Origin of the sequence: Shewanella sp. SM95, from assembly GCF_025653595.1 — a bacterium.
GTDB lineage: Bacteria > Pseudomonadota > Gammaproteobacteria > Enterobacterales > Shewanellaceae > Shewanella > Shewanella oncorhynchi.
The window spans coordinates 18,488-43,598 of record NZ_JAKKSE010000020.1; the positions used below are offsets into that span (position 1 = coordinate 18,488).

Genomic DNA, 25,111 nt, shown 5'->3' on the forward strand with positions numbered 1-25,111 from the left:
TGTTTAAGCTATGTGGCTTACGTGGTTTCGTGGGCCAGTAGCAGTGGGTTCAGTGTTGTTGCACCAAAGCCCTTAGCATTTAGCTCACTGTCTAACATCAAGGTTGCGAGATCGTCTGCCGCCACATCCATAGACGGCGAGTTTTCGACGAACATCATCTTGGTATAGCCATGACATTCATCGCAGCTTTCGATCCGCACTTGAGCCTTGGCATCATCTAGCGACCAAATCGTCATCTCTTTGTCCTGACCGCAACTGGTGCAATGGGCACGAATGTAATGCCATTCGCTCTCGCACAGACTGCAATGCAGATAGCGCAAACCAGCTCGAGGCTGATCGACAATCACACTCGCCACCGGATGACATCCACACACGGGACACATACTCTGCTGCGCCACCTTGCGCTGATCCATCCGCTTGATGACCATAGGTGCCCAATGCGACCAATAAACGCCCATCGCCGCCCAGATGAATAAGCTAAAACGGGCAGGCACTTCACTGACATGCCCTTGGCGTAGTGAACGCCCCCACGAACTCAGTTGCTTGGGCGATTGCTGCATCAGCAAACGCACTACCCGAGCTATGGATTCATCCACCTGCGGCAACAAATCACTTAACAGTTGCTGTAGCAGTCCTTGCCAATAGCTATCTGCCTCTGAGCCCAAAAGGGAAAGCGGAGTCGCCTCATCTTTCCCCCAAGCGAGAAGCTTACCGAAGTCAGCCTCCTGCGCTAACCTGGCCTGTATAGAGACCAAACGGCGACATAGCTCAAAGTAGTCAGCCAGCGGCGAGTCCTTGGCCAATGACAGCAAACGCTGCGCCCTTCTGTGATACACAGCTTGGGGATCTGCCGCTTTTAACGGTTTAAGTTCCAGCGGTGATTCGCTGCCTTGGGCCAGAGGTATCTCGGCTGTATGACTCATTAATGTTTCTCCACGTCCGAATGTTCATCCAACATCACAGGGTGATGTTTGCGGCACCAAGCCTTAGAGACTTTGCCGTAAAGCATGCCTGTAACCGACCCTTCCACCCATGTCGCCATCCAAAAATGTACCATCACAAAAATCAACATGATGAGCGCACAAATGGCGTGCAACAGAATGGCCCAACCCACCACAGTGGCTGAGAAATAGGGCGCAAAGTAAGGCTGCCACATGATGATTCCCGTCACCGTTAAAGTGATAGATGTCAGCACGAAGGCGCGAAACAATACCTTTTGCCCAGGGTTGTAATGGCCGATAGGCGGGATTTTCTCCTCGTTCTCGAACATCACATCCTTAATGGCGAGCATCCAAGCGAGGTCGTGCTTTTCCCATTTGTTGTGTTTGTAGTAACGCACCAACATCAACATCAGAGGAAAGCACATCATCAAGCCCGCAATGGGATGAATAAACTTCGCCAATTGCGGTGTGCCCGCTATCGCCCCCAGCCATTGAAACGACGGATAGAAGAAGGAGAAGCCAGTGAGAAATGTCACTAGGCCAACCGCCACAATGAACCAATGACAGATGCGATCGAACAGCTTGTGACGCACTATCATTTCTTGCTTATCATGCTTGCTCATTTGTCGGCCCCCTCTTCCTGCTTAGCCTCTTCCTCTGGCGGTTGATAACCCGGTTGGTCTTCTTCGACTATATTGCGACCGACGGTGATCTTATGCAGACAAGCGACGGCGGCAGTGGCAAGAATGCCCATAGTGCCTAAAGGTTTGACCCAGTCCTGCCACAGAGTGAGTGACAGTGGGATCTGCGGGTTATCAGGCATGTTGTAGCTTTCGGGCTGATTGATATCGTGTAATATCATCATCATACCCGTGCCACCTACGCCCTCAGGGTTATAAAGTCCTGCCTTAGCAAAACCCTTTTCCTTCAGTTCTTCGACCCGTTTTTGCGAGTAGAACAACATGTCCTCACGGGTGCCAAAACGCAGCGCCCCTGTGGTACAGGACTTAACGCAGGAAGGTTCCAATCCCACAGCCAAACGGTCAGAGCACATAGTGCACTTGTAGGCCTTGTTATCCTTAGGATCGATTTTGGGCACATCGAAAGGACAAGCACTGGCGCAATAACCGCAGCCGATACATTTGTCCGAATCGAAGTCCACCACACCATTGGCGTGCTGGATAATCGCGCCCGAGGTCGAACAGGCCGTTAAGCAGGCAGGGTCGGCACAGTGCATACAGGCCGAGTGGGTAAATTGCCAACGCAGCTTGTTGCTTTCCATCACCTCATGGAACTCCATCAGGGTCCAACATTGGCCCGATAGCGACATAGGGTTTTGGTAACTGCCTTGGAAAGTACCTACCTCTTCCCGTAAATCATTCCACTCAGAACACGCCACTTGGCAGGCTTTACAGCCATTACACTTAGTGGCGTCGAACAGCTTGGCGACCTTTTCTGACGAATTACGCCCCTTTGCCGCAGGCGTCACCGCTGAAGTACCGGAGCGGCGGATAATGTCTTGTGATGCCATAATCAGATCCCCTCCGCTTTAGTGATGTTAACCAAAAATGCTTTGAACTCAGGCACCTGTGTATTTGCATCCCCCACTTCCGTGGTGAGTACGTTACAGGAGTAACTCTTACGAGTGAGTGCATTATGGCTGCCGTGACGGGGTAACCCGACGGTATGGACTAACTGGCCATTTACCTTTAACGGCTGTAGCCGTTTAGTCACTAAGGCTTTGGTTTCAATGCTGCCGCGTTTAGAGCTGACAGTGACCCAATCCCCATTGGCGATACCTTTTTCTGCCGCTAACATTTCATCGATTTCGACGAAGGTTTCAGGCATAGAAATCGCAGCTAAACGAGCATGCGTAGACCAGAAGTTAAAGTGTTCAGTTACACAGTAAGTAGTTGCCACATAAGGGAAGTCCTTATGGGAACCTAAGGTTTCCTTCACACCCGGTAACATACGTACCGCAGGGTTACTGGTGACCTTGTGTAACGGGTTCAACCCAATAGGCGACTCCATCGGCTCGTAGTGCTCAGGGAACGGACCTTCGGCCAATAATTTAAGGGCGAAGAAACGACCCACACCTTCGGGTTGCATGATGAAGGGGCCAGCGGATTCCTGTGGTGTTAACTTCATATTGAAGTCGCCCACATCGATACCGTGCCACTTACCGTCAACCCACTCGACGATAGTGCGTTTTGGATCCCAAGGTTTGCCGTTGATATCGCAAGAAGCGCGGTTATACAGCACACGACGGTTTGCTGGCCAAGCAAATGCCCAACCCGGAGTAACACCTTTACCGGAAGGATCATGGTTGTCACGGCGAGCCATCAAGTTGCCTTCTTCGGTCCAAGAACCCGCATAAATCCAACAGGCGCTGGCGGTACTACCATCAGCTTTCAGTTCAGCAAAACTACTGAGCTGACGTTGAGTCACGAGATCCTTACCGTTAAGCTCGCGAGCGATTTCTTCAGCGTGCGGTGAGTGAGGATTGTGGTAATTCCAGCTCATCGCGTGCACTGGCTCAGGCAGCTTACCGCCCTCTTGTTTGTACAGTTCACGCATTGCCATTAAGACGCCAGAGAGAATCTCAGCATCTGGCTTGGCTTCACCCGGCGGGTTAGCGCCCTTCCAATGCCACTGCATCCAACGGCCAGAGTTGACGATGGAACCTTCTTCCTCGGCAAAACATGTCGTAGGTAAACGGAACACTTCCGTCATGATTTCAGCGGGATTGACTTCATTGAAGCCATCGGCATTTTGCCAGAAGGTTGCGGTTTCCGTTGCCAAGGCATCCAACACCACCATGTATTTAAGATTACTCAAGGCTTTGAGTACCTTATTACGGTTTGGCATAGAGTTAATGGCGTTAACACCTTGGATAATGTAGCCATTCACTTCGCCGTGGAAAGCCATATCTAAGTGTTTAGTAAAGTCGTACTGCTTGTCCCATTTCGGCAACCAGTCATAACCAAAGTCATTTTCAACCGTGGCGTTATCGCCCCAAAAGCTCTTCATTTGCGAAACAAAGAATTTAGGGTAATTTTGCCAATAGTTGGTTTGACCCGGACGCAGAGCGACAGGTGTATAGTTGTGGAGATAGGTTTTAAGATTAATGTCTTTTTCGTTCGGCAACTTGAGGTAACCGGGCAAGCTTTGACACAATAAACCCATATCGGTCGCGCCTTGCACGTTCGAGTGTCCGCGCAGAGCGTTAACACCACCGCCCAACACCCCAATGTTACCCAGCAGCAACTGCACCATGGCCATAGAGCGAATGTTCTGCGCCCCTTTACTGTGGTGAGTCCAACCTAAGGCATACATAAAGGTCGCGGCTCTATCGTGGGTATGAGTGCTACCAATTTGTTGGCAAACGATCTCATAGTCCGCAATCGGCGTACCGGTAATATTGCTTACTGTTTCAAAGTCATAGCGTTCTACATGTTGCTTCATTAAGTTCCACACACAGCGTGGATGTTCGAAGCTAGGATCGATTTTCGCGTAACCCTGTTCGTCTAACTCGTAGTACCAAGACTCTTTATTGTAGCTATCTGTTTCTTCATCGAAACCGCTGAACAGACCTTCACTAAAAGAGAAGTCTTCGCGCACTATGTAACTGGCATTGGTATAAGCCTTCACATAGTCGTAGTTCACTTGTTTAGTTTCAATAAGATAGCGGATCACCCCGAGCAGGAAGGCGATATCTGTGCCCGAGCGGATCGGCGCATAGTAATCGGCCACAGCGGCGCTACGGGTGAAGCGAGGATCGACCACCAAAAGTTTAGCGTTGTTATGTTGCATAGCTTCTGTAACCCAGCCGAATCCGACAGGGTGAGCCTCTGCAGCATTACCGCCCATAATAATGATCAAATTAGAGTTTTTAATATCGATCCAGTGGTTGGTCATGGCACCACGTCCAAATGTCGGAGCAAGACTTGCTACCGTTGGAGAGTGTCAGTTACGCGCAATAGTATCGATTGCAACTAGGCCCAGTGCCCGTGCAAATTTCTGGGTGATATAGCCACCTTCATTCGGCATCGCCGACGAGGTCATCATCCCAGTGCTAAGCCAACGGTTAACCGTCATCCCAACAGAATTCTTTTCAATCAAGTTAGCATCACGGTCATTCTTCATCAGACGGGCGATGCGTTGGTAAGCTTCAGTCCAGCTGATACGAGTCCATTCATTACTGCCTGGCGCACGGTACTCAGGATATTTAAGACGATTAGGGCTGTTCACATAATCCACTAGACCAGCACCCTTAGGACACAAGGCCCCGCGGTTGACTGGATGGTCTGCATCCCCTTCGATATGGAAAATACTTTGTTCGGCGTTTTTGCCGTTACTTCCTTTGCTGTACATCAGCAATCCGCAACCCACTGAGCAATAGCAGCAGTTATTGCGGGTTTCTTTCGCGCTAATGAGTTTGAATTCTCGAACGGCCGCATAGGCCTTTTCGGACATCAATCCCAACGCTGAAATTGCTGAGGTGGCAGCTCCGGCAGCACACAGTCTAAAAAACTGGCGTCTGTTCATTGCGTCCTCTCACACTCTTGTCGTTATGAGTCTAGTGGTTGCTGTGGTAAAAATGGCAACCGATTGAGTGAGTCCTACTAAAGACCACACTTAATTTAAGATTATCCCCAAAGAAGAAATAGATAACAAATAATGACATGAGATCAAGATCCCAAATAAACAACCACAGAACTTAACTCCAAAAAATATTACAAATAAAGAGTTAAAACCCAATGAATAATAATCAAAGAACAATAAAAGGAATTAAAAACCAAAAAACCACAAAGGACAATTTGTCCAACATTGCAAGCCCATATTGTCCCATATCATAGGGTTGTGGTTATTAAAAATGATTACATACATTCAAATATGCATAATGATGGCGGATAAAAACACAAAGGTAACGGTTTCTAGAGGGATAGACAGCCACAAAAATTGACAATGTAAAGATTAGGGTAAAAATTGCAGAGTCTGCGGTGTTAAACACACCAAAATGGCAAAGACAAAGATCGAGGAAAAGCAGGAAAAAACCAAATAAAAAGGCACAAGCAATCTGCCTGCACCTTAAATTTTGCCTTTTAACGCTTATTTTTAGTACATTGAGGTGCAAAATCTGGGCGCGATAACAAAAGCGCCCAGTGCAGCCTATTCCCGCGGAGTAAACACCTGTTCAGCCATTAAACTAAAACAAACGCCTAAAAGCTGGCTAGCGTTCCTGCAGGCAGATAAGTGTTAAAGCTCGCTGTATACAACAAATCGGTCGCGGCTTCGATATCTGGCGCGAAGTATCTGTCTTTATCGTAATAAGCGACGACTTCACGCAATTCGGCTGTAGCCTTAGCCACTGCAGCACTTGGGGCTAAAGGAGCGCGAAAATCTAAACCCTGAGCCGCCGCTAACAATTCAATTGCCAGTACACCACGGGTATTTTCGCTCATATCGCGCAAACGACGCGCCGCAAAGGTCGCCATAGAAACATGGTCTTCTTGGTTAGCCGATGTTGGCAAGCTGTCAACTGATGCCGGATGTGCGTAGGTTTTGTTCTCGGACGCCAATGCCGCCGCCGTCACTTGGGCGATCATAAAGCCTGAGTTCACGCCGCCGTTTTTTACCAAAAATGGCGGCAGTTTAGATAGACTAGAATCGATCAATAACGCAATACGACGCTCGGCAATGGAGCCCAGTTCAGCAATCGCAATCGCCAGATTATCCGCCGCCATAGCCACGGGTTCGGCGTGGAAGTTACCGCCAGAAATGATATCGCCTGTATCTTGGAACACCAGTGGGTTATCGGTTACGCCATTGGCCTCTGTGCCTAACACATCGGCCGCGTGACGAATTTGGGTCAAGCAAGCACCCAGCACCTGTGGCTGACAGCGCAGTGAGTAAGGATCTTGCACCTTTTCACAATTAACGTGACTTAAGCTGATCTCAGACTCTTCACCCAGTAGATGACGGAAGACCATGGCCGAATCGATTTGACCTTTCTGACCACGCGCCGCATGGATGCGAGGATCAAACGGGCTACGACTGCCCATCGCCGCTTCGACGCTCATGGCGCCGATCACTGAACTTGCTGCGAACAAGTCTTCGGCGTGGAATAACCCTTCCAGCGCTAGCGCAGTCGAGGCTTGTGTGCCGTTAAGCAAAGCGAGCCCTTCTTTAGCCGCTAAATCGATTGGCTTAAGGCCGGCGATTTCTAAACCTTCGGCGGCAGAAATTAACTCACCTCGATAGCTCATCTCGCCTTCGCCCAGCATAGGCAGACACATGTGCGCCAGTGGCGCTAAATCGCCCGATGCGCCCACTGAGCCTTTTTCTGGCACGCAGGGATACACTTCGGCGTTCACTAAACGGATTAAGAAGTTAATCACTTCTAAACGAATGCCCGAGAAGCCACGGCTTAATGAATTGATTTTTAACACCATCATCAAGCGCACTGTGGCGTCTTGCATGTATTGCCCCGTGCCAGCGGCGTGCGACAACACAATAGAGCGTTGCAGCAATTGCAGATCTTCGGGCGCTATCTTGGTATTGGCCAACAAGCCAAAACCTGTGTTGATGCCATAAACGGTGCGGCCTTCATCTAACACTTTTTGCACGATTTGCGCGCTGGTGTTGATGTCGGTAATGGCCTCTGGCGCGAGTTCGAGTGTTAGCTTATGGCGGCTGATTTCGCGCAATTGCGCTAGGCTCAAGCTGCCCGGCGTTAACACTAAGTGATTCACAGATTTCATATTTTTAGCTCCAAGCTTTTAGTTATTATTGTTATTTTAAGAAGTTAGCATCGGCTACTCTTGCATAGGTAAGTCGAGCCCCTGCTCTTTGGCGCAGTTTTTCGCAATCTCGTAGCCCGCATCGGCATGGCGCATCACGCCTGTCGCTGGGTCATTCCACAGCACACGGCCAACCCGTTTTGCTGCAGCGTCGGTTCCGTCGCACACAATCACCACACCCGAATGTTGGCTAAAGCCCATGCCGACGCCACCACCGTGGTGTAATGACACCCAAGTTGCGCCGCTGGCGGTGTTGAGTAGTGCATTCAATAATGGCCAATCGGATACCGCATCTGAGCCATCCAGCATAGATTCGGTTTCGCGGTTCGGGCTGGCAACAGAGCCAGAATCTAAGTGATCGCGGCCAATCACCACAGGCGCCGACAACTCACCATTTTTGACCATTTCGTTAAAGGCTAACGCTAAACGAGCGCGATCTTTTAAGCCGACCCAGCAAATACGCGCAGGCAGACCTTGGAAGGCGATGCGCTCGCGTGCCATGTCTAACCAATTGTGCAAGTGTGGATTATCAGGAATAAGCTCTTTCACTTTGGCGTCGGTTTTGTAGATATCTTCTGGATCGCCAGACAGTGCTACCCAGCGGAACGGGCCAATGCCCTCACAGAACAGCGGGCGAATGTATGCAGGCACAAAACCTGGGAAATCAAAAGCGTTTGCCACGCCCATTTCAAACGCCATTTGGCGAATGTTGTTACCGTAATCGAGCGTTGCTGCACCCGCGGTTTGCAGGTCGAGCATGGCTTGTACTTGCACCGCCATCGAGGCTTTTGCTGCTTTCACTACGCCCGCTTCGTCGGTTTTACGCATAGCTGCGGCCTCTGCCATAGTCCAACCCTGCGGCAGATAACCGTTTAATGGATCGTGGGCCGAGGTTTGGTCGGTCACCACATCAGGGGTAACGCCGCGTTTAACAAATTCAGCAAACACATCGGCGGCGTTCGCCAGTAAGCCAACGGATACTGGCTTGCCAGCTTGGTTCGCTTCTTCAATCATGGTTAATGCTTCATCGAGCGAAGTGGCTTTTTTGTCAACATAGCGAGTACGCAAACGAAAATCGATGCGGGTTTCGTCGACTTCACAAGCTAACACTGAAAAGCCAGCCATAGTGCCCGCCAGCGTTTGCGCGCCGCCCATGCCGCCTAACCCGCCGGTGAGGATCCACTTGCCTTTAGAGACCCCCTCAAAGTGCTGTTTTGCGACCGACACAAAGGTCTCGTAGGTGCCTTGGACTATGCCTTGAGTACCAATGTAGATCCAAGAACCCGCCGTCATCTGGCCGTACATAGCCAAACCGAGCTTATCTAACTCGTTGAAATGTTCCCAGTTCGCCCAATGTGGCACTAGGTTTGAGTTAGCAATCAGTACGCGCGGTGCATCCGCATGGGTGCGAAATACGCCCACAGGTTTGCCCGATTGCACTAATAAGGTTTCGTCGTCTTCGAGGCGTTGTAAGACTTCGATGATTTTGTCGTAGCAATCCCAATCGCGGGCGGCGCGGCCAATACCGCCATAGACGACTAAGTCTTCTGGGCGCTCGGCGACATCTGGATGTAAGTTGTTCATTAACATACGCATTGGCGCTTCTGTGAGCCAACTCTTACAGCTTAATTGTGTGCCATGCGGTGCAATAATACGGCGGCTTGGGTCGTGGCGCTTATCCATTAATTTTCCTCTTTCAACCTGTGGTGCTAACTCGTATTCGCTAAGTCGCTAATACGGGTTAGCACTATTGTTTTTATTGTGTTTTTATCTTTTAACTTATAAGGGTACAGCTATCAAAGTTACTGATTTACACCTGTTAATCACGCCACTGGCGTTACTTGCTAAAGGTTAAGTGGCCGCCGAGTTTAAAGCGGCTACCTGGGTGAACTAATTTTGCGAAACTCACGACGCCTTGGCGTGACCAAGTGCGGCGTAAAATCTGTAAACAGGGCTCAGTGGCGGGGATTTCGAGCCTTTGCTGTAATGCTTCACTGGCGATAATCGCTTCAATCGTGTGATGCGCCTCGGTCAGCGGTGCCACTTGGGACAAATATTCGTGGGGTGTCTGCTGGGTAAAATCCTGCAATAAATAATCGGGTACCAGCTCAGGATTCACATAACGCTCTTCAACTTGCAACGGTAAGCCCTGCTCGCAATGCACTAAGATCGAATGGAAGACTGTCGCACCGTGCTCAAGCCCAAGGGAAATTGCGATACTCGTACTCGCCACGACTTGTTCTAACACCCATTGCTGCACGCTATAGCCGTGGCCGCGGTCTTTTATCTCATCGGCAATATTGCGGATCGCCAACATAGACGACTGGGATTTACACCCTGCGACGAAGGTGCCTAGCCCTTGAGAACGCTCAAGCACACCGCTATCCGTCAGTTCGGTTAACGCACGTCGCGCCGTCATTCGGCTGCAGGTAAACAAATCGGCAAGCTGATTCTCAGAAGGCACGCGAGCATGTTCTTCCCACTCACCCGACTCGATAGAGGAGATAATGTATTGCTTAATTTCTGCAAACTTAGGAGTAGCCAAAACATTTCCTCAATATAAAGCGCTAGAATCTAGGTACTATTCACTCTTTCAAACGTTCAAAATTGCGGCTACAATCCTAGCTTGTATATACAAGTAAATACAAGCTAGCTCACATAAATTTAATAAACCGTTAATCACTTGGTTAACATCTGCCAGCACAGCGAGGGGAATACATGTCTTGGGATCAGGTTTGGATAGACGTTAACTTAGCCACAATGGACCCTTCCGTATCAGCACCTTATGGTGCGATCACCAACGCGGCCATCGCAGTAAAAGATGGTAAAATTGCTTGGCTTGGCCCCCGCAGCGAACTGCCCGCCTTCGATGTTTTGTCAATTCCCGTTTACAGGGGCAAAGGCGGTTGGATCACCCCAGGATTAATTGACGCCCACACTCACTTAATCTTTGCCGGTAATCGCGCCAATGAATTTGAGTTACGCCTACAGGGCGCCAGTTACGAAGAAATTGCTCGTGCAGGTGGCGGCATTATTTCGACCGTTAAGGCCTGCCGCGAAGCTGATGAAGCAGAATTATTTGAACTCGGCCGCCAGCGCTTAAACGCGCTCGCCAAAGAAGGAGTTACTACGGTTGAGATCAAATCGGGTTACGGCTTAGATACTGAAACTGAATTGAAAATCCTGCGTGTCGCCCGCGAGCTCGGCAAACATCACCACGTAGATGTGAAGACCACATTCCTTGGCGCCCATGCAATTCCGCCTGAGTATAAAGACAATAGCGACGGCTATGTCGACTTAATTATCAATAAGATGCTACCCGCAGTGATCGCCGAAAATCTTGCCGATGCAGTGGATGTGTTCTGCGAGAATATCGCCTTTAACCTTGAGCAAACTGAACGGGTGCTCAGCGCAGCCAAAGCGGCGGGCTTAGAGATTAAGCTCCATGCCGAGCAGTTAACCAATATGGGTGGCAGTGCACTGGCCGCACGTCTTGGTGCTAAGTCTGTAGATCATATCGAATATTTAGATGAGGCAGGCGTTAAAGCCTTAAGTGAAAGCGGCACCTGCGCCGTACTGCTGCCAGGCGCGTTTTACTTTTTGCGGGAAACCCAAAAACCACCTATCGATTTATTGCGCCAATACGGCGTACCTATGGTACTCGCCAGCGATTTCAACCCAGGTTCATCCCCCATTTGCTCAACCCTGTTGATGCTGAATATGGGCTGCACCTTGTTCCGTTTAACGCCAGAAGAAGCCCTAACAGGACTCACCTTAAATGCCGCCAAAGCACTTGGGATTGAAGATAATGTCGGCAGTTTAGTCGTTGGCAAACAGGCCGATTTTTGTCTGTGGGATATCGCCACGCCTGCGCAGTTGGCCTATTCCTACGGCGTCAATCCCTGCAAAGATGTGGTGAAGAATGGCAAGCTAGTGCATCAACACACCTAACTACACCAGTTAAAGAAAATGCCATTGATAGCTTCACAAACAAAGCCATCAATGGCAAAACTAACTAAATATTTTGAATATTCAAAACTGACTACTAGAACCCTAATTGGAATTTTCTGCGATAAGTTGATACTAGGTAAAGGATAAAAAGTAAAAATAGCGATAGGCTTCCCCCCCCCTCCCCGTTACTGCTTGGAGGTGTAGACGGATTCTCCGTGGTATCATGATTGTTATTGCTTTCTAAAATTTTTAATTTGATCTCCTTTGTAGTTTCAACATTCCCATCTGAGACTCCAACAGTTAAATTAATTACTCTTGGTTTTTCATTATTAGGAATCACACCATTTAGAACACCGTTATTGGAAATAGATAACCAATTTACATCTTTACTAATAATTTTATACGTCAACAGGTCTAAATCCTCATCAACAGCTCTAATGGGGAAATAAACGGATTGTCCATTGTAATAACTTTCTATTTCATGGCTATAAATTCTTGGAGCTGAGTTTGGAAGTGGTAACGTACAGTTATCTGCGCCATTATCTAATTCAATCAGGCAGTTTTGATCGAGAGCTAACAATTCATAACCAATTCCAACTACATTCGCATTAAAAAAATATCTTCCTTTACTATATGTAAAGTTACTGATATTAGCCTCTGGCTCCAGATAGCTCAACTTAACGTAAACATGTTTCTGTAACTTTAGATCATAAATACGTATGGCATCTTCCATTAAATTACCATTTTTTATAGTTACAGCACATACAATCCACCCTCGAGGGTCATCAGCATCACTGTGGCAGTCACCAGTGCTAGCAACCACCAACTCATTATCAGCATTATCAATCTTAACAAGGTTTCCATTACTGAACTGATATTGATAATTATAAAAAAATCCTGCTGCAGTTCGATGAATCACATTATATTCTGGATAAAAATAATCAGAAAGATATGTTGTATATATTTTATTTAATTTAAAGTCATAATCATTAAGATAATAAATCTCCATTTTATCAGAATAGTTGACATAAGCATATGAGTCACCTTGTTCACTTTTCACAATACTAACACTAGTAGCATCATTTGGCTTAAGTGAAATATCTTTAATTGTAAAATCGTTACAGTTAATTATAAAATAACTATCATCAGTAGATGTAGAGTTGTTGTAACTAGATAACAGCAAAGAGTCCAACAAACTATAATAATCAAGTTCTAAACTAATGTTCCTACCATTCAGATCTATCCTTGATAAAGAGCTATTGTTACTCCTCCAAAGGCTATTACCATTAGAATCACTCCAAATGTAAAATATACTATCATCACATTGAACAGGATTTGAACTCATGTAACCATTCAAATTTGGTTTAAAAACATCAAATACATTGTAATCATTAACATTTAAAACATAATTATTATCAAAAAGAATATTACCTTTATTGTATGAAATTGGTTTAAATAACCTAATCTTTGACGAATCATTATATGAATACAAACTTCTTACCGCGCCATCTTTAAAAATGGAGACGTTATTTAATGAACTAAATATAAATCCATCGTTAGAATCAAGCCAATAATTAACAAAACCGTTAAAAATATCAGTCTTTGTAAGATCATCATGAACCATAAAAGTATAATAAGAATTATTCTCGAGAGTTTTAACGCTAGAAGAAACAATCCCATCGCGCACTTTATTAATGCCATGGATACCTGAGAAATTTAACTGCCCAGTATTCCGTCCAAAATTGCTTAGAAATATCAGATTAAATAAATCATAATTTTCATCAAAATTAAACAACCCTTCAAACCTTTGATTACTTAATAAATTTTCAGAAATAACATCACGCTTTAAAGAAAACAACCTCCCGCTAACAATAAAGCTGCTACGATACTGACCATGATAGTTTTTAATAGGAAAATTACTTAAAGCAGCCTCTTTTATTTTGTACTTGTATAACGTTTTTTTATCGTCCAAAACAGCTGTTGTGAGAATAAATATTTCATCTACAGACTTTGCCAATATATCAGCAACAACATTTTTATCTATATTAACACCAACCTCTTTAACCTCAGATGTAACAAGATTGACTAAAACCATCTTAGTCTCAACTATCATTCCAGCTTCAACATATCTAGCATTCACTAAAACATTACTGGCATCTACATTAAATAGGGTTACATTATCTAGCCCTTGAGTAATCTCAGGTAGCACATTTATATTTTTACAGGTAAGTTCTTTATTTAGACTACAACTTTGTATCTGATAGCTATCACCATAGTTAGTAGCACGGCTCTTTTTCAAGAATGTAATAGTATTCTCACTTGAGATAATGCCAGAGTTACTTGAAAATCCATAACCATTCCCCAGATTTATCTCTCCAGAATAGCCACCTCCATTTAAGTACAAATAATCATTCGACTGTTCAAAACCGAATGAAATGGCAAAAAAACCTTTACTATTTAAATCTGCTGGCGGAGCGTTGTACTTATCTCTTAATGTAATATCACCCGAATCTCTATATACAAAAGCTTGTTCACCATTAGGATAACTATACAAATCATCCAATCTTACGTCGTCAGTCTTATAAAGTATGCCATCATACTCAAAATATATATTACTACCATTATTCTGGATCAATTCACTACCCCAGTCATCACCATCCATTAACTTGGTAAGCAAATCATCCTTACTATTATATGAGTAAACTTTATTATTTCTCGCAAATATCAAATTTTCATTATTTATAAAAGATATCCAACTTAACTCAGAAAATAATTGAGAGCCTACACCATCTCTAATCCGTGAAATTTCTTTATTATTTTTTAAATCATGATACAACCCCCAATTAACTAGCTTTTTATGCTCTAAATCAAAGTAAAAAATATCGTCAGTCGTATCTAAGTAAAATATGTATAAATCATCCCCTATTTTCTGTAAGGAGTTATGGTCTAATACTGTGAATTTTTCCTTGTTAGCGACAGGAATATTTACTTCGATGGGAGCTGTGGCAGATTGGTCAAAATAATATAACGAAGTAAAGCCATTCTGGTTAATTCCAGTAAATAAAAAACCATCCTTTGTTGATATCACTTTCGAACTAGAAGTATCAACACTAGGCAAAACAATGGCGTCGTTTGTATCAAAAACCTTTATTGCTGGCTCAAAATTAGAACTTACAAAGAACGGAATAAAGATTAAAGCTAGACCTAAATATTTATTAAATAGTTTTCCCATACACAATGAGCCTCACATCCATGATTGATTACTATGCTTTATGCATTAGCTCATCATACCAACCCTTAAAATGTTAAACAATTGATACCAAGTTGTTTTAAGGCCATTATCTCAAACTAAGCATTTTCTAACTGCTCATCTTCTTGTTTTACCAGCTTATGCTCGCCCTCGTTACAGCCAATTTTCCAATAGCTCGAAGTGTAAAAATGGCTCTTAGGTAATGAATGCGCTTGCTTGAAGTGTCTTCTTAGTGCGCGCATGCTGTTGAATTCACAAGCAATCCACACGGCGGGCTCGCCAGCAAGCCAAGGTAATTGGGCAATTCGCTCGATCAAAGGGCGGCCTTCGGGATCGGCTTCAGGATTGATCACCCAATGCAGCTCAACATGTTCAGGATGCACGAGAGGTTGAATGTCGGCTTCGCTCAATACTTCAATCACGGCATAACCCACGGCATCCTTTGGTAATTGCGCTAAGTTCACGCTAATGGCGGGTAAGGCTGTCATATCACCTGCGAGTAAAAACCAATCCGCCTCAAAGTTGATCAGTTTTTTAAGTCCGGGTCCGCCAATTTGAATGAGTTCGCCCACCTGCGCCGTTTTCGCCCAACTCGATGCGGGGCCGTCGGTATCGTGCAGCACAAAATCCACATCGATTTCATCATCGCGTTGCTGACGGATAGTGTAAGTTCGCATTAATGGACGCTCACCCGCTTGTGGGAATAACAACTTGATATAGGCACTCTCTTGACCGGCAGGAAATCCAGCCAATCCCACACCGCCTAAGGTGATACGTAGCATATGCGGGGTGATATAAGTCGAGCGGATCACTTCTAGCTCACGTGGTGCAGGTTTATTCATTATGATTTTCTCCTATTGCGTTTTCTGCCGTTAAGCGCAACTCAATGGCTCCTTTTCCAGCCGTATCTTTTGGCTTACTAGATGGTCTTTTTTGAGTAAGGCAATCAGCTTCACTTTTGGCGGTAGCGGCATCATCCACACTTTTACTGATCCTATTGGCAAGTTTAATAAAAGTATCGACTTCGTCTGAACTGAGCGCCTGCGTCATGCGCGCCACGGTTTTACGTTCTGAGGCATTGATCTGAGTCATGATCTTTTCCCCCTCAGCCGTGGGTCGCAGCAACTGGCTGCGGCCATCCTTAGGGTTATCGATTTTAGTGATCAACCCACTCTGCTGTAGCTCATTAAGAACACGGGTAATTTGTGCTTTATCCCGCTGCATTCGCAGGGTGATAGACTGGGCCGTCGATTCAGGATTGCGACACACGCCCTTCAAGGCACGGATATGAGTGACAGGTAAATCAATCTCTTGTGCAGCAATATCGCTACGCAATTGCTTTTTGTAGGCATGCACTAATCTGTGCAAAGTTTCACTGAGTGACAATGAAGGCATAGAAGGCTCTCGATATAGTTGACTGTGTCAACAATATCGATTTTGATTGACTATATCAACTATAAAGGGGCATTTAACAAAATAGAGATGATGACATGCCGATTAATATTTAAGGCAAAGCTTGCACACCCCTATGTGATATGCAGCAAATAAGCACATTTTTATGATTAAATCGGAAAAATGTCCGTTTTTTTATAAAAAAAATCCTCAATGATTCATCTACAACAAAAATGATCTTCTACAAAAAATGATGGATTAACCTATGTCTACACTAATGAGCTGTATCGGTGTTGCTGTTCTGATCTTGATTGGTTATTTATTCTCTGAGAATAAACGCCATGTAAAATTTAAAACGGTTGGAGGCGCATTAACACTGCAAATTCTACTGGGTGCATTTGTAATGTTTGTACCGGTAGGTGTCACTATTATTGAAGCCATGAGTAGTGGCGTCAACAGCGTTATCGCTTTCTCCAATGCGGGTTTAAGCTTTGTTTTTGGCGACTTAGCCAATTATAAAGTGGGTTTCGTTTTCGTGATTAACGTCCTATGTGTCGTGATATTCATCTCTGCGTTAATCTCAGTTCTCTACTATTTAAAGGTAATGCAGTTTGTCATCAATATCATTGGTGGCGCGCTTGCCAAAGTATTAGGTACCAGTAAAGCGGAATCACTCTCAGCAACGGCCAATATCTTCGTCGGTCCGATTGAGGCACCTTCGATGGTGCGTCCACTCGTAAAAAACATGACACGTTCAGAATTATTTGCCGTGATGACGGGAGGATTAGCCAGTGTTGCCGGTGGTACTATGGTGGGCTACATCAACCTGGGCATTGATCCTAAATATATTCTCACAGCCTGTTTCATGACCGCGCCAGCGGGTCTGTTATTTGCCAAGTTACTGTGTCCGCAAACAGAACAACATTTAGTCAAAAATGAAATCGAAATTGATGCGGCAGAGCAGCCTAAAGGTTTACTCGAAGCCATTACCGATGGTTCGTTAATGGGGATGAACCAAGTCATCACTGTTACCGCGTTATTAGTGTCGTTTGTAGCGCTTATCGCCTTATTAAACGGACTCATTGGTAGTTTTGGTCATTTGTTCAGTATTGATAATCTTACGCTAGAAATGATCATTGGTTATCTCCTTGCACCACTGGCATTTTTGATGGGGGTTCCTTGGTCAGAGGCAATACAAGCAGGTTCAATCATTGGCCAAAAGATTGCCATTAATGAGTTTGTTGCTTACATCCATTTTTTAGAAATCTCCAGCACCCTGTCAGATAAAACACAGGCAATTGTCGTGTTCAGTCTGTGTGGATTTGCCAATATTGGCTCCCTTGCCATGGTCGTCGGTGGCATCGCTGCTATGTGCCCAGATAAAAGAGAAATTATCTCTCAAATTGGTCCAAAAGTTCTTTTGGCAGCCATTTTAGCTAATTTAATGTCCGGCACGATTGCTGGCGGCCTAGTGTCTTTAATATAAATTTTGAGGTGAAACATGTCGACTCCACATATCAATGCAAATCCAGGTGATTTTGCAGAAACCATTATCATGTCAGGCGATCCATTGCGAGCAAAGCTCATTGTGGAAACCTATTTAGAAGACGTTAGAGAAGTCACGAATATTCGCGGAATGTTAGGTTTTACAGGTAAATATAAGTCTAAAGCAATTTCTGTTATGGGTCATGGTATGGGGGCTCCTTCTGCCTCTATCTACTTTCATGAACTCATGACAACCTTTGGCGTGAAAAACTTTATTAGAGTCGGTAGCTGCGGTGCGATATCAGATAATATCCACTTAAAAGATTTGATTGTGGCTATGGGCGCTTCAACTGATTCTAAAACAAATCGAATTCGATTTTTAGATCATGACCTTGCCGCCATCGCAAACTTCGAACTATTACAAGCGTGTTATGAAGTGTTAAAAACAACGACGGTTACATTTAAAGTAGGTAATGTATTTTCATCGGATCTATTTTATCGCCCCAATGAAAACGATTACACTGTAATGGCAAAATATGGTGTGCTAGGTGTCGAGATGGAAGTCAATGCACTTTATACTCTTGCTGCTGAACATCAATGCCGCGCGCTTGCACTATGCACAGTCACAGATCATATTACTCGTCATGAATATTTAACCGCTGATGAACGCAGAACCGATCTGCACGAAATGGTAAAGGTAGCATTGGAAACAGCAATTCAAATATAATAAAAACGGATAAGTGACTAAAGGTTAGTCACTTATCAACTTAAAATTAAAAACTAAATAAAAAATATCAGCAGTCTACAATATTTAGTACTACAACTTAAATATAAAGTGTCTCGTCCTGAAATAAGCTAACTCTTCATATGCCTGCATGCCACATATCCTTGACTTACAAAATACAAGCTAAGATTGCCATTAAATACCGCAAGAGTATAATAAAGAAATATGATTTGCGACTAACTGTATAACAATGACTTATGGAAGATATTGCTGCTATTATTAAAGCTATTGGGATCGCAGAGATTAAGTATGACAAAAACACCTACTTACTTAGGCAATCAAAGCAAGTTTTAGAGCTTATATTTTGCGAGGATGCTAGCTTGACGGTATCTTATTTAAACTCGAGTGGAAATGAGTTTATTCTTAAAGTAGAAAGTAACTACACTGGTTTTTTAGGCGAAATGGAATTCTTCCAAGAGAACAACCATTCTTTATTTAACATTAGGTCAAATAAATCAGGAGTGCTTTACAGGATATCTAAGGCTAACTTTATAAAAATAGTAGATAATAATGCTAGCATGCTTATGTACATTACCTCCCTAATAACTAAAAGGTATAATCGAAATATGCATGAGCTCATTAGTAACTTAACACAATCGACAAAAGTCAGCATTATCAACCAAATATTAGAAGCGAGAAACTTAGCTAACGAAGAGCAGTTTAAAATATCTTCTACATTAGGCGCAAAGAGACTAGGAATTACAACACGGTCATATCGAAGAATCATTAACGAACTAATTCAAGAAGGTAAAATTATTAAATCAAAACCATTTTACAAGATAATTAAACCTTTAATTTAAAATATACGTTATACATCATCAATAATTCGTCTGTTCATAATTAAATTTTGACGTATTAAAATCCCCTATCGACTCCCAACTTTTTCCTTGTAATATAACGCTTTCACTCATGTTGAAACCCAAGGATGACAATGTATACCCCTAAGAATATGGCGATGACAGATCAGCAGGCAATCACAGGTTTTATCACGCAAAACAGCTTTGGTTTACTGGTTTCGAGTTCACTGAATGCGACCCATATTCCCTTTGTACTCGATGCAACTGTGGGAGAGAAAGGCGTCATGTATGGCCATGTTTCACGGGCGAACTCACATTGGCAAGAGCTTGAAAAGCAGCGGGTATTAGTGGTTTTCAGCGGCGCACACGCTTACATTTCGCCAACTTGGTATGATGCTAAACCTGCGGTGCCTACATGGAATTATGCGGCGGTGCATTGTTATGGTGTCGCAAGCCTGCTGAGTGATGCCGAAACCCAAGATATGTTGGACACATTAGTGGCGAAGTACGAGCCCAAGCTATTACAAGATAAACAAATTATGCCAGATGAGTATCAGCAAAAGCTGCGCCAAGCCATAGTCGGCTTTAAGATTGTGATTGATGAGATTCAAGCAAAGGAAAAGCTCGGTCAGCATAGATCTATGAGCGATCAACAGGGAGTGTTCAGCGGCTTAAGTGCCAGCCCCCATGCCGATGCGACACAATTAGCCCACTATATGAATCAACGAGATATTGGCAAAGGCAATGGCTGAGCCCATGCAGCCAAACCAATACTTTGATTAGTCGCTTATACGTCTTCTGTAAAATCATTGAGAAGAAGACTTTAACGGCTTGCCCATATCTAAAACATTGCACGAATGACTAACCGTCAACCTGAAACGCTGCTAAATTACAGTCCTACACTCGCACGATTAAGGAAGCTGCATGCTCAATCCTGAACACAGTTACTGGCATGACACGCTTAAAGCCATTCGTCGTTGCGGTAGAAAACTCATTGAATTTGAACTGTTATTCACCTTAGTGTCGGCGGGTATTATCGTCCCGTCTTTTGGTTGGCTACTGCGCCATCTGATTGCCAAAACGGGCAATGTCACCATCACCAATTACGACTTAATCGCCTTTGCCATGTCTCCCTATGGCTTACTGTTTATGGTCATTACTCTATTCAGCAGCTTTACCGTGTTTTTTACCCAACGTGCTGGAGTCACGATTCTCGCAGCATCTGGGTTATACGATATTCCCATTGGCCCAGTGCGGGCGCTGATTTTCGCGACAGCGCGCTTACCCGTATTTATTCGCCTTGGTAGCATTTATGCAGCTTGCTTACTGCTGCTCAGCGTACCTTTTATCGGGTTAGGATATCTGATTTTCAGCGTGTTTCTACAGGGACACGATATTAATTACTACTTGTATTTCAAGCCCATAGACTGGTATCTCGCCTTAACGAGTATGGCCTTCTTAGCGATAATCTATGTCCTTGTTGCCTTATATCTGTGGGCCAAAGCGGCCTTTTCACTAACGATTATTGTGAGTGAAACGACCGATGCTTTGACGGCACTCAAACGCAGTTGGCAATTAAGCGCAGGCAATGAACGCCCGATTATGTGGCACGCTGCGGGTTGGTGGTTGAGGATAGGTGCTTTGGTGTATCCCTTAATGCTGCTGATCTCCTGGGGTGCCGATAGCTTACTCGATAGGGTTACGCTGACACTTTCGACAGAATTAGCCATATTGGCCCTCGTCTCTGCACTGATTTTTATGCTCAGCGCGGCATGGTCCTTACTCGGAATGTTTGGGGAAGCCTTTATCATATTGCTGTTATACCGCCAACTGGGAGAAAAACCCGCAGGGTTAGAACGCCTTGGGCGACAAACGGTAAAAAGAACGTCTGAACTGTCGATTTATACGATAAGCGGGGTGTTGATCGGCACTTTTTTAATCATGTTGGGGTTAGGGGTATATGCCCTCAATAGTGAACCACAAAGGGATGACATCCTGATTACTGCCCACCGTGCTGGCGCTGCTAGGGCACCAGAAAATACCCTTGCGGCTTTGCGTTTAGCGATTGCAGAAAAGGCGGATTATGCCGAAATCGATGTGCAAACGGCATCCGATGGCACCTTAATGGTATTGCACGATGCTGATTTAATGCGCATAGCGGGCGATTCTAGGCGAGTTGCCAACCTCAGTGCGAGTGAAATACAACAACTCGATGCGGGGAGTTGGCACAGTGCCGCCTTTGCAGGTGAATCCGTACCAACACTACTAGAGATGCTTAATGAGGCACGCAACAAAATCGGTTTGAACATTGAGCTTAAATATAATCAAGCCGATCCCAGCTTGGCACAGGCCGTTGTCGCCTTATTGCAACAAGAGAAAATGACACAACAAGTCGTCATTACATCACTCGAAGCAAGAGCCATTGAAGAAGTGCAACGACTCGACCCTTCCATTCACACTGGCCTTATCGTCACTCAATCCATTGGCGATCCCATTAAGGCGAATACACAATTCTTAGCGGTCAATCAATCGATTACTAACGAAAAATTTATCGCCCGTGCACACAAAGGAGGTAAGCAAGTGCATGTATGGACAGTAAATAATCCACGGCAAATGCGGCGCATGTTGGCGCTGGGAGCCGATGTGCTCATTACCGACTATCCGCAGGAGGCCGTGGAAATCCGAGAACAGTGGCTCGCGCTATCCCCTGTTGAACAAACGGCACTGCGCCTACGCTATGTACTGTAAATTCTGCTTATTTACTCAACCTAGCTTCGAAGCGCTTAGCTCTACGTTGAAGCAACCAAAAGAGGCTTAGCCCCCCAAATGAAGCGGCTAAAGTGGTCAGCGTTAGAGCAAAACCTTTGAATGAAAACAGGTTTAAAGTAAAACCATCTAACACCAGTACCGCCAAGCCAAGCGGCATTTGGATAAGCACAGCGGTAAACCAATCGAAGGGAAGTTTAGGAAAGATCCTGTGGTAAGCATAAAGCACTAAACCTGCAAGCAATATCAGCAAACTCGCATCGTGAGCCGCCAACAAAAGATACTCCACACTGTTATGCGAGATGTGAGGCACCGCACTCAACATGTCCAACATATAACCCACGCTGGCGACCAATGAGAAGCTGATAAAACTCAATAAGGCTAATAGGATACCAAAGCCAAGTGCGGGTAAATATTTCATGTAAGGTCTCTCTATTCGCAGGTGAAATATGCTGTCTCGTCTCCCGAAAACCACAGCATGCAAGGTATAAAGGAGTAAAGAGACTTTAACTACAATAGCAGCCTAAATTTCCCTTAGCTATTAAGACCATAGTCTTATGTCTACCACAAACTTGTGCGCAATAAACGAGATGAAATCCAGTATCAAGTTAGTGTTTTCTCGGATAATCAGTGGATAAGCTTTTAAAATTACTAGATTAATCAAATTTCAATCTTATCGCTTAGTGATATCACCCACAATTTGCCCATGTGTTTGGGTGAAATAGACTAGCCAATTTCACCAATAACGCTTAGGATCGGAGTTGCATTTTTTAGCCAACATATTGTGGAGTATCAAAACATTATGGGTATCAGAGCCATAGTCGTAGACACAGCAGGCACCACGACAGACCTAAACTTTATCCAAGATGTACTATTCCCCTATTCTGTCAAAGCCTTGCCAGACTTTTTAGAACAGAACCAACACAATGTATTGGTTGAAAACTGTATTTGTGACACTAAAGATATCGCCCTAGAGCCCGAGGCTGACTTAGCGCGTGTAACTGAGATCCTGCAACAGTGGGTCAACGAAGACCGTAAAGCTACGCCACTTAAAACCTTACAAGGGTTAATTTGGAAACAAGGCTATGCCCATGGCGAATTTAAGGGCCATATCTTCCCGGACTTTATTGAAGCGGTGAAACGTTTTAGCGCACAAAATCTGCGTATTTACAGTTTTTCATCCGGCTCTGTCGACGCGCAAAAACTGTTGTTTGGCCACAGTGACGGCGGCGATTTAACTGAAATGTTTAACGGCCATTTCGACACCCGCACGGGCAACAAATTAGATAAGCAGGCTTACTGCAATATCCTCAACACTATCAGCTTAAGCCCCAAACAAGTGCTGTTTGTGTCTGATGTTATTGAAGAATTAAAGGCTGCCGACGCTGCGGGTATGATGACCTGCCAAATGGTTCGCGACAGCAAGCAACGCACTGGCGAGTTCCGCAAAATCAGCAGCTTCGATGAGCTGCTGATTGAATAATGCGATTATTGAATAACGTGATGGTTGTTGAATAGCACGATAGTCGACTCAGTCAGCTCAAACTGATTTAGCCGATAAAACGAAAGCGACCTTGTGGTCGCTTTTTTATTAATTGACTCAATTGCCCTTCACCGCCAGCGGAAACGCGGCCGAGATACATTTTTCCACCTCAAAACGATAACCATAATCCGCATTCTTATCGGGTGTGATCAACAAAATCTCGTAATCATTTAATTCAATCACATTCGACTCGGCAGGCTTTTTACAACGCGAGCGGCCATTGGCTTCAAGTGAAAATGCGAACGTAGCTAGCCATTGCCGCACTAAGTACTGATATTGAGTTCGCACCGAGGCGTAGGCCTTTTTGCGCTCTTCCTCTTCCAGCTCGCCGTCATCATTACTATTCTCAGCCTTGCTCGATTTATCGCTTTCAGAATCAAGAGCAGTCTGAGTTAGCTCTACAATCGGTACCGTCAGCACATCGGTCGCATCCGGCAACCGTCCCGATTTTGGCTCGCGAGGCGCATGCTTAGCGGCTTCTTGGGGAGAGGTAATAAAGTTGCCAAACGAGGTTTCAATGCGCGTCTCTAAATCAATTAACAGGCTCAAGTGATACAAAACCACAGTCGCTAGCACGATACGGATCAAAAAAGTCGTTTTACGGAATGAAGTATGCGAGGTAAGCCGTAACGATTTGACACCTAAAGGTTTAAGCAAAAAGATCAATATTAAATAGATAGGAATAATCAACTGTAATGCCAGCAGCACGATCGCGCTTACCATCAAAAACCAAGCGGGCATATAGAGTAAAATCGCTAAGTTATGGGTGTAATTGAGATCGCTTGCTGATACCCCAACCACTTCGTTAACTATCGCGCCAGACCAGCCCAAAGCAAAGTTGGCAATCATCGCATAAAACAGCAACAACACAGCTTTGCCCGCCAAACTGTGCCAAACCCGCTCGAACACAGGCCAAAACTCGATGGCCATAGCGATTACGGCAATCACAGCGACCAACCCCATTAACTCGCTACTAAAAGCCAATATCAAAGCAATAAGATACAGCTTTTGCGCAAAGGATAACTTAGCAACCCCTAGGATAAGACAGCGCCAGAACTTGCCCAAACCTAAACGGATGTCACTCAGTGATGGTAAGCTGAGCTTTCGCAAGTATTGGCGAGCTGACCCAATGTAACCGATTAAATTCATTATTATTTTACATTCCATTGAAATAGTAAGACGGGCAACATTTGCCACTGTAATGTGCAAAGCACAGTGATGGCAACTGTGCCACTCAATCTCGGTATATTGGTCACTTTGGCTATCTCTAGCCAAAGTCGAACGTTCTGTTTAGAGTCGAATGAAAGCTCCGCAACACCCCATCGCCCGTTTAAATCCAACTAAAATGAACTTGAGAGAGGAAATCAAAGCGGCCTTATGGTCACTCTTGCAAATCGAT

General features: G+C 44.9%; 19 protein-coding genes. 7 read left to right on the forward strand and 12 right to left on the reverse strand.

The features are described 5' to 3' along the window. Nucleotides 1–17: 17 nt before the first annotated feature. The 7 genes from fdhE to hutC all read right to left on the reverse strand — a co-directional run bounded on the left by fdhE (nt 18) and on the right by hutC (nt 10,289). Nucleotides 18–923: a formate dehydrogenase accessory protein FdhE gene (gene fdhE / locus L5M29_RS18415; RefSeq protein ID WP_263169345.1), complete on the reverse strand. Its 906-nt coding sequence runs from the start codon at nt 921–923 to the stop codon at nt 18–20. Next, entirely contained in the window at nt 923–1,564 is a 642-nt protein-coding gene (locus L5M29_RS18420) for a formate dehydrogenase subunit gamma (protein ID WP_263169347.1), read from the reverse strand. Before L5M29_RS18420 ends, fdhE begins: the two co-directional genes overlap by 1 nt. Continuing rightward, nucleotides 1,561–2,472 (reverse strand): formate dehydrogenase subunit beta, encoded by a 912-nt coding sequence (gene fdxH, locus L5M29_RS18425; RefSeq protein ID WP_168826883.1) that lies wholly within the window; start codon nt 2,470–2,472, stop codon nt 1,561–1,563. The genes L5M29_RS18420 and fdxH overlap by 4 nt, the downstream gene beginning before the upstream one ends. A 2-nt stretch (nt 2,473–2,474) precedes the next feature. After that, on the reverse strand, nt 2,475–5,489 hold the full coding sequence (fdnG, locus tag L5M29_RS18430) for a formate dehydrogenase-N subunit alpha (protein ID WP_263169348.1): 3,015 nt from the start codon (nt 5,487–5,489) through the stop codon (nt 2,475–2,477). A 674-nt stretch (nt 5,490–6,163) separates the two neighbouring features. After that, nucleotides 6,164–7,705, reverse strand: coding sequence for a histidine ammonia-lyase (hutH, locus tag L5M29_RS18435; protein WP_263169351.1), 1,542 nt, complete (start codon nt 7,703–7,705; stop codon nt 6,164–6,166). 54 nt (nt 7,706–7,759) lie between these two features. Next, nucleotides 7,760–9,427 carry a urocanate hydratase gene (gene hutU, locus L5M29_RS18440; protein WP_263169353.1) on the reverse strand — a complete coding sequence of 556 codons (1,668 nt, stop codon included), beginning with the start codon at nt 9,425–9,427 and terminating at the stop codon, nt 7,760–7,762. Nucleotides 9,428–9,581: 154 nt separating this feature from the next. After that, nucleotides 9,582–10,289 carry a histidine utilization repressor gene (gene hutC, locus L5M29_RS18445; RefSeq protein WP_263147157.1) on the reverse strand — a complete coding sequence of 236 codons (708 nt, stop codon included), beginning with the start codon at nt 10,287–10,289 and terminating at the stop codon, nt 9,582–9,584. A 173-nt stretch (nt 10,290–10,462) separates the two neighbouring features. Between hutC and hutI the strand changes: the two genes are divergently transcribed. Beyond that, entirely contained in the window at nt 10,463–11,695 is a 1,233-nt protein-coding gene (hutI, locus tag L5M29_RS18450) for an imidazolonepropionase (RefSeq protein ID WP_263169356.1), read from the forward strand. A gap of 94 nt (nt 11,696–11,789) precedes the next feature. Here the strand turns inward: hutI and L5M29_RS18455 are convergent, their stop codons facing one another. The 3 genes from L5M29_RS18455 to L5M29_RS18465 all read right to left on the reverse strand — a co-directional run bounded on the left by L5M29_RS18455 (nt 11,790) and on the right by L5M29_RS18465 (nt 16,340). Beyond that, nucleotides 11,790–14,927, reverse strand: a complete 3,138-nt coding sequence (locus tag L5M29_RS18455) for a hypothetical protein (RefSeq protein ID WP_263169357.1) — start codon at nt 14,925–14,927, stop codon at nt 11,790–11,792. Between the two features lie 116 nt (nt 14,928–15,043). Continuing rightward, complete coding sequence (locus tag L5M29_RS18460) at nt 15,044–15,787, reverse strand: siderophore-interacting protein (RefSeq protein ID WP_263169359.1); 744 nt, start codon at nt 15,785–15,787, stop codon at nt 15,044–15,046. Next, complete coding sequence (locus L5M29_RS18465; protein WP_263169360.1) at nt 15,780–16,340, reverse strand: MarR family winged helix-turn-helix transcriptional regulator; 561 nt, start codon at nt 16,338–16,340, stop codon at nt 15,780–15,782. The genes L5M29_RS18460 and L5M29_RS18465 overlap by 8 nt, the downstream gene beginning before the upstream one ends. A 262-nt stretch (nt 16,341–16,602) precedes the next feature. Between L5M29_RS18465 and L5M29_RS18470 the strand changes: the two genes are divergently transcribed. The 5 genes from L5M29_RS18470 to L5M29_RS18490 all read left to right on the forward strand — a co-directional run bounded on the left by L5M29_RS18470 (nt 16,603) and on the right by L5M29_RS18490 (nt 22,151). Next, nucleotides 16,603–17,823: a NupC/NupG family nucleoside CNT transporter gene (locus L5M29_RS18470; protein ID WP_263169363.1), complete on the forward strand. Its 1,221-nt coding sequence runs from the start codon at nt 16,603–16,605 to the stop codon at nt 17,821–17,823. Nucleotides 17,824–17,838: 15 nt separating this feature from the next. Further along, nucleotides 17,839–18,549 carry a purine-nucleoside phosphorylase gene (deoD, locus tag L5M29_RS18475; protein ID WP_263169364.1) on the forward strand — a complete coding sequence of 237 codons (711 nt, stop codon included), beginning with the start codon at nt 17,839–17,841 and terminating at the stop codon, nt 18,547–18,549. A gap of 254 nt (nt 18,550–18,803) precedes the next feature. After that, on the forward strand, nt 18,804–19,406 hold the full coding sequence (locus tag L5M29_RS18480) for a Crp/Fnr family transcriptional regulator (RefSeq protein WP_263169366.1): 603 nt from the start codon (nt 18,804–18,806) through the stop codon (nt 19,404–19,406). A 131-nt stretch (nt 19,407–19,537) separates the two neighbouring features. Next, nucleotides 19,538–20,155: an FMN-binding negative transcriptional regulator gene (locus L5M29_RS18485; protein WP_263169368.1), complete on the forward strand. Its 618-nt coding sequence runs from the start codon at nt 19,538–19,540 to the stop codon at nt 20,153–20,155. A gap of 172 nt (nt 20,156–20,327) precedes the next feature. Then, nucleotides 20,328–22,151 carry a glycerophosphodiester phosphodiesterase gene (locus L5M29_RS18490; protein ID WP_263169369.1) on the forward strand — a complete coding sequence of 608 codons (1,824 nt, stop codon included), beginning with the start codon at nt 20,328–20,330 and terminating at the stop codon, nt 22,149–22,151. Nucleotides 22,152–22,158: 7 nt separating this feature from the next. On the opposite strand, the gene L5M29_RS18495 is transcribed toward L5M29_RS18490, so the two are convergent. Continuing rightward, a complete protein-coding gene (locus L5M29_RS18495) occupies nt 22,159–22,590 on the reverse strand; it encodes a hypothetical protein (RefSeq protein ID WP_263169371.1) in 432 nt (143 codons plus the stop codon). Between the two features lie 381 nt (nt 22,591–22,971). Between L5M29_RS18495 and mtnC the strand changes: the two genes are divergently transcribed. Beyond that, complete coding sequence (gene mtnC, locus L5M29_RS18500; protein ID WP_105253037.1) at nt 22,972–23,652, forward strand: acireductone synthase; 681 nt, start codon at nt 22,972–22,974, stop codon at nt 23,650–23,652. A gap of 117 nt (nt 23,653–23,769) precedes the next feature. Here the strand turns inward: mtnC and L5M29_RS18505 are convergent, their stop codons facing one another. After that, nucleotides 23,770–24,861, reverse strand: coding sequence for a hypothetical protein (locus L5M29_RS18505; RefSeq protein WP_263169374.1), 1,092 nt, complete (start codon nt 24,859–24,861; stop codon nt 23,770–23,772). Nucleotides 24,862–25,111: the final 250 nt, after the last annotated feature.